General features: G+C 60.9%; 10 protein-coding genes. 8 read left to right on the plus strand and 2 right to left on the minus strand.

Features of this window, described 5'->3' with window-relative positions:
* Nucleotides 1–322 precede the first annotated feature (322 nt).
* The 8 genes from rpmH (at nt 323) to AC2JAJ_RS08040 (ending at nt 6,073) form a co-directional block, all read left to right on the plus strand.
* Complete coding sequence (gene rpmH, locus AC2JAJ_RS08005) at nt 323–460, plus strand: 50S ribosomal protein L34 (RefSeq protein ID WP_003800212.1); 138 nt, start codon at nt 323–325, stop codon at nt 458–460.
* 40 nt (nt 461–500) lie between these two features.
* A complete protein-coding gene (gene rnpA / locus AC2JAJ_RS08010; RefSeq protein WP_221384425.1) occupies nt 501–911 on the plus strand; it encodes a ribonuclease P protein component in 411 nt (136 codons plus the stop codon).
* Nucleotides 904–1,296, plus strand: a complete 393-nt coding sequence (yidD, locus tag AC2JAJ_RS08015) for a membrane protein insertion efficiency factor YidD (RefSeq protein WP_221384424.1) — start codon at nt 904–906, stop codon at nt 1,294–1,296. Before rnpA ends, yidD begins: the two co-directional genes overlap by 8 nt.
* Before the next feature lie 15 nt (nt 1,297–1,311).
* Entirely contained in the window at nt 1,312–2,277 is a 966-nt protein-coding gene (gene yidC / locus AC2JAJ_RS08020; RefSeq protein WP_486416251.1) for a membrane protein insertase YidC, read from the plus strand.
* Nucleotides 2,277–2,843, plus strand: coding sequence for a Jag family protein (locus tag AC2JAJ_RS08025; protein ID WP_486416250.1), 567 nt, complete (start codon nt 2,277–2,279; stop codon nt 2,841–2,843). Before yidC ends, AC2JAJ_RS08025 begins: the two co-directional genes overlap by 1 nt.
* Nucleotides 2,844–2,855: 12 nt before the next feature.
* On the plus strand, nt 2,856–3,506 hold the full coding sequence (gene rsmG / locus AC2JAJ_RS08030; RefSeq protein ID WP_486416249.1) for a 16S rRNA (guanine(527)-N(7))-methyltransferase RsmG: 651 nt from the start codon (nt 2,856–2,858) through the stop codon (nt 3,504–3,506).
* A gap of 89 nt (nt 3,507–3,595) precedes the next feature.
* Nucleotides 3,596–4,663, plus strand: a complete 1,068-nt coding sequence (locus AC2JAJ_RS08035) for a ParA family protein (RefSeq protein WP_486416248.1) — start codon at nt 3,596–3,598, stop codon at nt 4,661–4,663.
* Between the two features lie 66 nt (nt 4,664–4,729).
* Nucleotides 4,730–6,073 carry a ParB/RepB/Spo0J family partition protein gene (locus AC2JAJ_RS08040; RefSeq protein WP_486416247.1) on the plus strand — a complete coding sequence of 448 codons (1,344 nt, stop codon included), beginning with the start codon at nt 4,730–4,732 and terminating at the stop codon, nt 6,071–6,073.
* Nucleotides 6,074–10,579: 4,506 nt separating this feature from the next.
* Here AC2JAJ_RS08040 and trxA read toward each other — a convergent pair.
* Together trxA and trxB are read right to left on the minus strand one after the other, a co-directional pair.
* Complete coding sequence (gene trxA, locus AC2JAJ_RS08045) at nt 10,580–10,906, minus strand: thioredoxin (protein WP_015939073.1); 327 nt, start codon at nt 10,904–10,906, stop codon at nt 10,580–10,582.
* Nucleotides 10,907–10,941: 35 nt separating this feature from the next.
* The gene (gene trxB, locus AC2JAJ_RS08050; RefSeq protein ID WP_486416246.1) at nt 10,942–11,898 is read right to left on the minus strand and encodes a thioredoxin-disulfide reductase; all 957 of its coding nucleotides are present in this window, start codon (nt 11,896–11,898) and stop codon (nt 10,942–10,944) included.
* Nucleotides 11,899–12,101 lie beyond the last annotated feature (203 nt).

The following is a 12,101-nucleotide window of genomic DNA, read 5'->3' on the forward strand; positions in this document are numbered from 1 at the left end:
AGATAGCTGGCTATCCGGCTGTGGATAATTACACGGGTGTGGTTTCCCAAGCGGGCCTGTGAGCCACTTCATCCACAGGCTGTGGGGACAACTTAGGAACAGTTGGGGACAGCGCCCGGGGGCGGTTCCGGTTTGACTCGGCACCGTCAATTGCCCTAACGTTGTGAAGTCCTTTGTGTCCGCTTTTTGGCCCCATCTGAACCGTCCAGTCGCAGCGCGCCTGGGCAGTCGGGGGAAGCGTGCATATACAAAACTTAGCGTCGGCCAGTTCTTCCCCATACTGATCGGGTGGGCGCACCTTTGATCCACTGGAGTAACTAACGTGAGCAAGCGGACTTTTCAGCCGAATAACCGCCGTCGAGCCAAGAAGCACGGCTTCCGCCTTCGTATGCGTACCCGTGCCGGCCGCGCCATCCTGGCAGCCCGCCGTGGCAAGGGCCGCACCGAGCTTTCGGCCTAAATAACTGACTTGTCGGTAGACATCCCTTTGCGAGTTTAAGGTGCTGGCCGCCCGCAACCGCCTGAGGACTGCAACCGATTTTTCAACAACCGTACGTTCCGGTGTCCGCAATGGACGCCGGAACGTAGTGTTATATGCGGCAGCCATTGCTGCCGACGAACCCAGCCGGATCGGGTTTATCGTTTCCAAGAGCGTAGGGAACGCTGTCACCAGGAACCTCGTTAAGAGGAGACTGAGGGAAGCGGCTGCTGCCTCACTTCGTGGCCATGCAACTGGGCTTGCGATTGTGGTGAGGGCACTGCCCGCGTCAGCCTCCGCCAGCTGGGATCAGCTGTCGGCCGACTACAACGCAGCACTGGAAACTACACAGAACCGGCTGGCCGGCCGTTCTTTACGGGCTGCCGCCACTGGTTCGACCGGTACAACACAGGAGGGGACACAGCGTGCCTAACGCCACCGCCGTCGTCGCCCGTTTCCGCACTGTGCCCGCAGCCGTCGGCAGGTTCCTCTGGAACCTGCCCCGGAACATCCTCATTCTTCTGCTGATGGCCTACCGCAAGGTGGTTTCGCCCTTGTACGGCCCGGTCTGCAGGTTCTTCCCCTCTTGCTCGGCGTATGCCCTTGAAGCGGTCACCGTCCACGGCGCCGTCAAGGGAAGCTGGCTCGCGCTGCGGCGCCTTGGCCACTGCCACCCATGGAACGCCGGCGGCGTGGACCACGTCCCCGCCGGCCGCCGGGAATGGCCGGCCGGCCAGACCCCCACAATTGTTGTGCTGAACAACCCGGACAAGTACCTGGTTGATCGGACTGATGAAGAAGGCCGCAGTGCGGCCTGACGAATAGGGATAAGTATGGACTTCTTTGGAACAATCATGGCCCCGTTCAAGTGGCTGGTTTCCATCATCATGATTGGATTCCACGATGGCCTGAGCGCCATCGGCATGCCCGCCGCGAACGGCTGGACCTGGACGCTGTCCATCATTGGACTGGTGCTGGTCATCCGCGCCGCATTGATCCCGGTATTCGTCAAGCAGATCAAGGCACAGCGCGGCATGCAGCTCCTGCAGCCGGACCTGAAGAAGCTGCAGGACAAGTACAAGGGCAAGACCGACCAGCTGTCCCGCCAGGCCATGGCCCAGGAACAGATGGCCATGTACAAGAAGCACGGGACCAACCCGTTCTCGGCCTGCCTTCCCATGCTGATCCAGATGCCGTTCTTCTTCGCGCTGTTCCAGGTGCTGTCCGGTATTTCAGGAGCGAAGGAACAGGGCGAAGGCATCGGGGCGATGAGCCACGAGCAGGTTGTCGAGTTCGACGCGTCGAGCATTTTTGGGGCCCCGTTGTCCGCGGCCCTGCTGCATGGCGGTGCCGGCAACGTCGCCGTGGTGGTGCTGTCGATCATCATGATCCTCGCCATGACGGCCTCGCAGTTCATCACCCAGAAGCAGATCATGGCCAAGAACATGTCTGAAGAAGCCATGGCCAGCCCGTTCATGCGCCAGCAGAAGATGATGCTGTACATCCTGCCGATCGTCTTCGGCGTCGGCGGCATCAACTTCCCCATCGGTGTCCTGATCTACTGGACCACCACCAACCTGTGGACCATGGGCCAGCAGTTCTTCGTGATCCGCCGCATGCCAACGCCCGGTTCCCCCGCAGCCAAGGCCCTCGCCGAGCGCCGCGCGGCCAAGGGCCTGCCTGCCCTTTCCATCCTGTCTGGCAAGAAGGACGAGGCACCGGAAGCAGCAGGGGCCACAGCCATCCAGACCAAGGGCCAGCGCGTCCAGCCCCAGCGCAAGAACAGGAAGAAGAAGTAATGTCAGCCGAGAGCACTGAGCACGCCTTTTCCGAAGAGATCGAAGACCAGGACGAGTCCGTGGATTCCGCCTCCTCCGCCGGCGCCAAGGTTTCCGCCGTAAGCCGCCTCGAGGAAGAGGGGGACATTGCTGCCGACTACCTGGAGGAACTGCTGGACATCGCCGACATCGACGGCGACATCGACATCGAGGTCCGCAACGGGCGCACCTACATCTCCATCGTCGCCGACGAGGAAGCTGAGGGACTCGAAGGCCTGGTGGGCGAGGATGGCGAGGTACTGGAAGCCCTCCAGGAACTCACCCGCCTTGCTGTACTTTCCGCTACCGAAAACCGTTCACGGCTTGTCCTGGACATCAACGGCTACCGCAAGGAACGTTCCGGCCACCTTCAGAAGATCGCCGAGGACGCCGCCGCATCCGTCAGGGAAACAGGCAAGTCGGTGGCCCTTGAGCCGATGAGCGCCTACGAACGGAAGATCGTGCACGACGCCGTGGCCGACCTCGGCCTGGTCAGCGAGTCCGAGGGCGAAGGCGCCGCACGCCACATTGTTGTATCCGCCAACTAGAGATTGCTGATCATGGTTGACATCACGGCAGCAGAACTCCGCGCTGCTGAGAAGATCTTCGGCGACCGCCTGGAACTTGCCAAGCGGTACGTCGAGCATCTGGCCACTTCGGGAACCGAACGCGGCCTGATCGGGCCCCGGGAAATCCCGCGGCTGTGGAGCCGACACGTGCTGAACTGTGCGGTGATCCAGATCGAGATCGCCCACGGAAGCCATGTGGCGGACGTCGGAAGCGGCGCCGGGCTGCCCGGGCTGTGCCTTGCCATCGCACGGCCTGACCTCGAACTGACGCTTATCGAACCCCTGGAGCGCAGGGTGATCTGGCTCCAGGAAGTGGTTGATGACCTGGGCCTGGACAACGTCACTGTGATGCGCACCCGGGCTGAGCTCGCCGTCGGACATGTGGAGGCGGACGTGGTGACCGCGCGCGCCGTGTCTGCGTTGACCAACCTGGCCGGAATGACCATTCCGCTCCTTGCCGGCCACGGTGAAGTAGTGGCCATCAAGGGCCGCAGCGCTGCAGAGGAAATCGATAAGGCAGCGAAGGTCATCCGTAAGCTGGGCGGAGTAGAGACGTCCGTCATCACTGTCGGTGAAGAGCTTCTGGAGGAGCCCACCACAGTGGTTCGCATCGTTGTAAACAAGTCCCAAAAGAAGTCCTAATGCGGTCCCGCTGACGCCGGTCAGCGGGCCGAAGCAGTTAGGCTAGACAACGGCAGCAAAATTGGCTGAACGAGAGTGAGTGTGCCCCAGTGACCAGTAGTGAAGCCTCCGCACAACGGATCCCGCCGTTTGTGTCATTGGGGTCGGCACGTTCTGTCGCTGGCTTGGGCATGGTTCCAGCGCGCTCTGGAGTTCACCCGAAATCAGTTGCGTCTCCTTCTTCAGCCGTTGCTGTTTCACGTGAAACAACCTCTGGTGGGCGCTCTAACGTCATTGATGCCATCGATGACTCCAGCCCAATTGCGCGGGAACTCGCCCATGAAACGAGGCGCCGGGAGCGCCTCATGGGGCGGAAGCTCCCCCGGCCAGAGAAGACCCGCATCTTCACTGTCTCCAACCAGAAGGGCGGCGTGGGTAAAACCACCACCACGGTCAATATCGCCGCAGCCCTTGCCACGGCCGGACTCAACGTCCTGGTTATCGACATTGACCCGCAGGGAAACGCTTCCACTGCCCTGGGAATCGAACACCACGCGGACGTGGACAGCATCTACGACGTGCTGATCAACGACGTCGCGCTGGCTGATGTTGTTGCCCCCTGCCCGGACATCGGTAACCTCATTTGCGCGCCTGCGACGATCCACCTCGCGGGCGCCGAGATAGAGCTTGTTTCGCTGGTGGCGCGTGAGCAGCGGCTCCGCCGGGCCATCGATGTCTATGCAAAGACGCGTGAGAAAAATGGTGAAGAGCGTCTCGACTACATCTTCATCGACTGCCCGCCCAGCCTCGGTCTCCTGACCGTCAATGCCTTCTGTGCCGCCAGTGAGGTACTGATCCCCATCCAGTGCGAGTACTATGCGCTGGAAGGACTGAGCCAGCTCCTCAAGAACATCGAGATGATCCAGAAGCATCTCAATGCGGACCTCGTTGTCTCCACGATTCTCCTGACGATGTATGACGGCCGGACAAACCTTGCCGCGCAGGTTGCCGCGGAGGTCCGTCAGCACTTCCCCGAGCAGGTACTTTCAGCAGTCGTTCCGCGTTCGGTGCGTATTTCCGAGGCACCCAGCTACCAGCAGACCGTCATGACCTACGACCCGTCGTCCAGCGGTGCGCTTTCCTACCTGGAAGCCGCTGCTGAAATAGCGGAACGCTAAAATCTTCAAAACTGCAACGCCCGGAGCCCGGCTTGGGCCTGGCTCTACCACTGGAGGGATTTACCCATGAGCGAGAAGCGACGGGGCCTAGGCCGCGGTCTTGGCGCGCTGATTCCAAGTTCCGCCGCAACCACTGGTGCAGGCAATGGCGGAGCGGTATCGCGGCCGGTGGATCTCTTCTTCCCAGAGGGCCGCAGGAAGTCCGAGCCGGCGGAGCAGCCGCCGGCAGCTGATGGGTCCAAGGACGACGTGAAGCAGAGCCCGTCTCCTGACCAGCGTCCGTCCGCTGCAAAACAGTCCACAGCTTCGAAGTCCAAGCCCGCGGCAACCAAGCGCGCCGTCTCGAAACCCGCTGCTACTGCGGCAGGTGCAAAAGCTGCCGCGGAGAAGCCGCAGGAGCCTGCGGCTGCGGCTGGTGACGCTGTTGCCCCTGACACAGCCGCAAAGGAATCCGCTACTGCCTCAATGAACGGACCGTCTACGGTCCCAGCGGCGGAGCAGGCCGCGACGGCGGCTGCAGCGGCAGCACCGGCTCCTGGCGATCCCCTTGAATCTGCCGGGGAGACGGACGGGGGTGTCGAACTGGTGGAAGTTCCCGGGGCACGCTTCGCTGAAATTTCTGTCAGTGACATCCACCCGAACAGGAAGCAGCCCAGAAATGTCTTCGACGAAGACGACATGGCTGAACTGGTGCATTCCGTACGGGAAATCGGCGTCCTCCAGCCGATTGTTGTTCGTACATCAACCGAAGACGGTAGTGAGCCGTACGAGCTGGTCATGGGTGAGCGCCGTTGGCGTGCTGTCCAGGCCGCCGGGCTGGACACGATCCCCGCCATCATCAGGGACACCACCGACGATGACCTCCTGCGCGACGCACTCCTCGAAAACCTCCACCGCAGCCAGCTGAACCCCTTGGAAGAGGCAGCGGCATACCAGCAGCTCCTCGAGGACTTCGGTACCACGCACGAACAGCTGGCAGATAGGATTGGCCGCTCCCGGCCGCAGGTTTCAAACACGCTCCGGTTGCTCAAGCTTCCGCCCCTGGTGCAGCGCCGCGTCGCCGCAGGTGTGCTCTCTGCAGGCCATGCGCGCGCTTTACTGTCGCTTCCTGATGCAGCCGCTATGGAGCGGCTGGCGCAGAAGATCGTTGCTGAGGGCATGTCCGTTCGTGCCACCGAGGAAGCAGTTACTCTTTACCAGGATCCAGCGAAGCCGGCCAAGAACAACATCCCCAGACCCGGTGCTCGCCATGAGCGTCTCGATTATTTGGCTTCTTCCTTGTCTGACCGGTTGGATACCAACGTCAAGATTTCGCTTGGCGTCCGAAAGGGCAAGGTGAGCATCGAGTTCGCGAGTGTTGAAGACCTGAACCGGATTATGGACGTGTTGGCACCCGGATCCACTAACTAACTGACTTCGACCAAAAGAGGGCTGAGTCATCACGGATCAGCTCTCTTTTGTGTTGTGGTGATGACTAATGTGGCAGAGGAACCAGTGAGAGTCTTGCCGCATCCGCAAAGAGCTCCGGAGTCCACCGTTCCAGGCGCTGCAGTGCCGCCCCGAGGGCTGGTTCATCACGAATCGGCCTTCTCCTGCGTATTTGTGTGAGTGCGTACTGTGGCACTGGAGCCGGTGAGTCTCTTCGCGCACCCGCATGCAGCTCAAAAACGCCACGGTTGCTGGTGTTATCTGCCGCGCCGAGGGCGGGCGTACGGGCCTGACCGCCGGAGACCACTGTATTTGGGTCTGCAATTCACTTGAGCATGGCCGCTGGGTGCCCTGCTCTTGGGCACTTTGCCGCACTTAGTTCTGCCACTTCTTCTATAGCCTGCATTGGATCACTGTGCCCGGTCGTCTGTCTTGGGCCTTCGGATGCTCCGTAAATTGCCCGGGCACGTCAGAATGGGCCTTGTTGGAGGTAGAAAATGCTGAAATGGGGCGCTGCGCGCTCTTCGTTTAGGCCCTTGCGTGGTGTCGGTAAGCCCCTTTTGTGCTTTGCGTCTATGGGCGTTGTGGCTATCAGCCGGTGTAGCGGAGGCGCCGGACCATTTCGGTCGGCTTGTACGTTGCAAGGTGCACCTTTGGATGGACTTCCAGTCTCTGTTTCACGTGAAACGAGTGGGGGCTAGAAGCCACTGGGGGCGGCCTCGACGTTAGTGATCCTGGCGTTTCACGTGAAACATAAGTTCACTGCTGGCTTTGCCGCGCAATGGCCCTGTGCGCACCGCCCGTTTCCGGGAAAACTGCTTGACGACCATATCTCGCCCTCGGTCCTCGTGCTTTGGTGGAGGTGGCACAATGCGGGTTTGAACAGCCCGCTTGCGGTTGGCAGCGAGACGAGGGCACATCGGTCTGCATCATCATCAGCTGGATATGCCTGGATCATTGCCTGTGGCAGTTGCTCCTGGGCTCCGCAATCCGAGTGCGCAGGAGCAAACAATGCTTGGGGCGCTGCGCTGTGGATCCGCTTCAACTATCCTTGGGTCCTCGCTCCTGCGAAGTGCAGGAAGTAGACACCAGGTGCGCATCCGTCTTCGGATCCCTGCTCCGGCGATAACTGGATGGCCGCCCGCAGCAGCATCGTCCGGGAGTGCTCGCTGTCCATGTTGAAGCCGCGGACGAGTATCGCCGCACATGTTTCACGTGAAACTCGGGCGCGCCGTCCGATAAGCTGCGCGAGGATTCTGTGCAATCATCGATGGACGCAGGCATACTCTCCGTCATCACATGACAGGGCCATTCCGCATCGCCCATGGACGCGAACGTAGTGCCGGCTGGCTGCAAGCAGTCCGCCCACGTGCCTTCCAGGGCGGGTAACTATTCTTGGCGTGCGGCTTTACACCCGCACCATTCAACAGCAATAGTCCCTTCCTCGGGCATGCTCCCCCACGCCCTTTCCGTGGGTTGTTCTTCGACCGGAGGGGTGGCATGTGGTGTCAGCTGCTGTGCCGGCTTGGTTCAGGCTAACGCCGAGGGAGTATGACAGTCTCGCCGTGCCCCCACGTGGTGGATAGCACGGCGGCAATGCAGCCGTAGGGGCCGCTACCTGGGGTGCGCGACGGAGGACGAAACTCTGGAGGCCACGGACCCTTGGCGTGGTCGCAGCGGTAGATCCGCGTACGCGTGGTGCCTGGCCTCGCGGCCGTTGCCACGGCCCTCCTGCAGATCGAGGGGGCGGGCCCGGTGTGTGAGGGATGATGAAGGTGGCGGAATGCTAATCCCCCAGTCGACGTGAGAAGGGAAACGCATCGTAGAACGGCTGGCTCTCTTCGCTGGCTCGTTGGACGGCTGCCCTGGTCGCACGGCCGCCGACGCCTACGGAAGTTCGCCAGCGCTCTGACCAGGGATGAACAGCCCACCGCGACGAGAGGCTGAAGCAGTCCTCAGGCCAATGGTGTGAGGCGTGGGTGCTACTGTCGCCTGCAGTCGAACTGCTTGTCGTCTTAGGTGTACAGTGCCAGGCACGGACGCACTTCGCTCAGACCTCGGGCGGTTTGTTTGTCCCCGTGGGTTCTGAAGGGGCGGGTATCCGGGACCACGACGGTGCCGGATGCCGGGAATCTTCCATCCACACAGATGAATACGCCGGTGGATAACGCTGTGGATAAAGGTGTGCATAAGACCGTGGCCGATGCAGCTAGCGGTCCAACTAGACCTACTACCAACCCATCTGCCGGTCCTCCGGCGTACTATCAGAAGTCCGAACGAAATCCCCTATCGTGTTTCACGTGAAACAGCCGGAGAGGCAATTCGGGCCTCGAGCCTCACCGAACTAGCGCCCGAGGTTGAATTCACGGCGGCCTTCCACCCCGACAACATCCCAAGCATTGGACTAGCCGGGGGTACAAGAGCTGCCGCCCTGCGCGGGCCACCAGCCCCTAGGCACGTGTACCGTTGGAGGTCGCTTTGAATCCGCTTCTCGCGGACCACTGCGCCTGTGGATAACTTTGGGGATAATACGCTGGCCGATCTGTGGATATCTTGTGGGTAAGTTCACACGCGATCTCCCGAGTTCCACACTCTATGCTGTTCGCGCCTGAGCTCCATACTCCTCCACGCGTGCAGTCGCGTGTACCCTGGCGATGATCCCCCCGTGTTAGGACCTACCTGCCAGCTGGGGAGGGATGACCGAGTCGAATGCTCTGTGTCCACGCCCGGACCCCAGACGACCTGCACCGGCCTATTGCCGCCCCTATTGCTGCGGGCACGCCCATGGGCTGGCTCAGAGTAGGACGGGCCGGTCCGTTTGATCGAACCAATGCGACCGCTGCCGCCCGCCTTCGAGCCGCAGGTGCGGAGCTGCAGTGTGCCCTCTGATGCTGCCCAGCTAACATGGTCAGTTCACCGCTGCTGCAATGACGATCCATGCCCGCGCAATAGTTGCGCCCTTCAGCCTACCCCTTCCGGCGGTCCTATCATCCCCCTGGGCGGTCTCGCGGGCATCGGTGCTCTGCGAAGAGGCGAACGGTTGTCAAGGCCGTGTTGCGTGCTGGCCACGGGCTGGATCAGTGTTAGGTCTGCTGACGCGTTCCATCGGCCGGCGCTGGCAGCAAAGTAGAGGACGGAAGCACATGTCATTCACGTCCCTTCAAGGGCCGATACGTTTCACGTGAAACGCTGGTGAACGGCTTGATGAGTAGCCCTCCTGGGCTGGGTTGCCGCGCGGCTGGTGCTAGGGGGAACGTGATTCTACTGCGGGTGCATTGCTCATCTTCAGGTGGCTTCCGGTCTGAGCACGCTAGGCATCGTCTACTGGCATCATGGTCCAGTCGGACAAGGGGCGACTATCTTCAGGCGCTGCTGCGCGGTAGGCGCCCTGTTGAATAGATCGAGCCCGGTTGTGAGGTCACATGTCTTTCCTGGCCCTGTTACTTCTGCTTTCGGTCGGACCACCCGCTCGTCCCGAGCCCGCCCTCCTCCTTCCTGGATGGACGCGTAAAGGGTGAACCCTGCTGTTCAAACCCAAACTTTGAGGAAGAGTTTGCAGGTAGAAGAACTTTGTCGCGGGTGAAAGCCGGAGCGCAAGGATTGCCCTAACGCCCCGCTACCCTTCGGATAGGTGACGCAGCAACCGTATGTGCCGTGCTGCGCTGTGTGTATCCGATAGATGTGTATCCGGGTTCCGACGCACCGCCTAGGCCGTGAGCTTTCCCGTCAAAGGGATCTATGTTGCGGCAGCTTTCACGTTGTCTTAGTGAATGGGAGCTTGAAGGCGCTGTACCCTCGGGCGGCGGAGTGGGGCGCGACTGGATCTCGTGAACAGTTGGTCATTGATGCCAGGGCAGCGCATCAGATAAAAGTCACGAGCGCAAGGCTGAAAAAGTCCGACATGACGGAGTTCTGCGGTGTTGGACACCATCTTCGTTCTGTACCGCACCGCGCATATGTTTCACGTGAAACGGTGGGCAGCCTGGAGCGTGCTCTGCTTTCAGCGGTGGACGTCCAGTCACGCGCGGCGGACACTCCGGGGTGCAACTGACTTCTTGGAAGTGAGTGCGACGCTGCGTTGGTCGCGGTTACGTCATTGCGGATCAAATGGGGATGGGTCGCAGGGCCGAGGCGTAGGTGGTCCATGGGCTACGCCGGCTGGTGGTTTTTGAATGCCGGTCAGTAGCTGTGTCTATCAGGAGGCGGCGGAAACGAGCGGCGGGTATGCGAGTCAAGGTCGCGAGCGGTTCACTCGCAACTGCGCCGGTGGATTAGCCTCCGGACTGGGGATGGAATGGTCAATGGGGATGGTGCCCATCCCCATCTACAGCTATTCCCCAGCCGTTTCACGTGAAACATCGACGCGCATCCGGACTTCGTCCACGGCTCGAGACGACGCTATGTGGTCAAAAAAAGACGTGGCCACCGCTTGTCGAGCGGTGGCCACGTCGAAAACAGGATCTGATCCTGGCTACTCCGGGGAAACTCCTAGGAGAGGACGTCAGCAAATTCCTTTTCGAAGAACTGCTTCGGCTTAGCACCGATTACCGTGTTCTTCACTTCGCCACCCTGGAAGAGGTACACGGCGGGAATGGAGGTGATGCCGTACTCCGCGGCGATAGCAGGGTTGTCATCGACATTGACCTTGACGACGTCGACCTTCTCACCGTACTCAACGGAAATCTCATCGAGGATGGGGCCAAGCTTGCGGCATGGACCGCACCATTCAGCCCAGAAATCGACGATGACGGGCTTTTCGGACGACAGCACATCGGTTCCGAAACTTGCATCAGTTACGTCTTTTGCGTTGCTCATGACCTTCTCTTTCTTTTCGATATCAGTAGCGCGGACTATGCGTGCAGGTCGGCGAGGTAGTGCTCGACGTCAATGGCCGCCACACAACCTGAGCCGGAGGCAGTGATGGCTTGGCGGTAGGTGGGATCGACAACATCACCAGCTGCAAAGACACCCGGGACGCTGGTCCTGGAGCTGCGGCCCTCCACTGCGATGGTTCCCTCGGGCGTCAGGTCCAAAACATCCTTGACGAGGTCCGTGCGGGGATCATTGCCGATGGCCACGAACACACCGGTCACGGACAACTCGGTCAAGTTTCCATCCACAAGATTCTTGAGTCGCAAACCGGTGACCTTGTCCACACCCAGGACATCGTCAACTGTGCTGTTCCACACGAAATTGATCTTCTCGTGAGCCAGTGCCCGGTCGGCCATGATCTTGGAGGCCTTCAGCGTGTCCCGGCGGTGTACAACCGTCACGGACTTGGCGAACTTGGTGAGGAACAATGCCTCCTCCATCGCCGAGTCTCCCCCGCCGATGACGGCGATGTCCTGATCCTTGAAAAAGAAACCGTCGCAGGTTGCACACCAGCTGACGCCGTGGCCGGAAAGGCGCTTTTCATTGGGCAAGCCCAGTTCGCGGTACGCCGAGCCGGTGGAGAGAATGATTGCCTTGGCCTTGAAGGTTTCGCCAGTGCCGATCGTGACGGACTTGACCGGTCCTTCGAGTTCGAGTGCGGTGACGTCCTCGAACTGGATGTCCGTGCCGAAGCGGGCCGCCTGCTTTTCGAAGTTCTCCATCAGGTCCGGGCCCATGATCCCCTCAGGGAATCCAGGGTAGTTCTCCACGTCGGTGGTGTTCATCAACTCACCGCCGGCGGTGACCGATCCTGCGAACAGCAGTGGTTTGAGGTTGGCGCGGGCGGTGTAGACGGCCGCCGTGTAGCCTGCCGGGCCCGAGCCCACGATGATGACATCACGTACGTCGGACGCCGTGCTTTCTGCGATGGTCACTGGACGGTGAACCTCTTCCTTGTTCGACTCGCCTCCAGGTGGAGGCCGGCCACATGGCACAACTGCGGCTGCATGCTGAATATTCCAGCGCCCAAGCAAGGGATCCGTCAGAGACGGCACGGGAGGACCGTCTGCCGGGCGCCCTTCCCAGATTACAGTCCCCAAGGCGTACGTTTGGCCCGGAGGTAACAGAGCGCACAAGC

This window comes from Arthrobacter sp. MOO21 (assembly GCF_057369995.2).

Excerpts from the sequence above, each read along its gene's own strand:
- yidC (WP_486416251.1), top strand. The coding sequence starts at position 1,312 with ATGGACTTCTTTGGAACAATCATGGCCCCGTTCAAGTGGCTGGTTTCC.
- AC2JAJ_RS08025 (WP_486416250.1), top strand. The coding sequence starts at position 2,277 with ATGTCAGCCGAGAGCACTGAGCACGCCTTTTCCGAAGAGATCGAAGAC.
- rsmG (WP_486416249.1), top strand. The coding sequence starts at position 2,856 with ATGGTTGACATCACGGCAGCAGAACTCCGCGCTGCTGAGAAGATCTTC.
- AC2JAJ_RS08040 (WP_486416247.1), top strand. The coding sequence starts at position 4,730 with ATGAGCGAGAAGCGACGGGGCCTAGGCCGCGGTCTTGGCGCGCTGATT.
- trxA (WP_015939073.1), bottom strand. The coding sequence starts at position 10,906 with ATGAGCAACGCAAAAGACGTAACTGATGCAAGTTTCGGAACCGATGTG.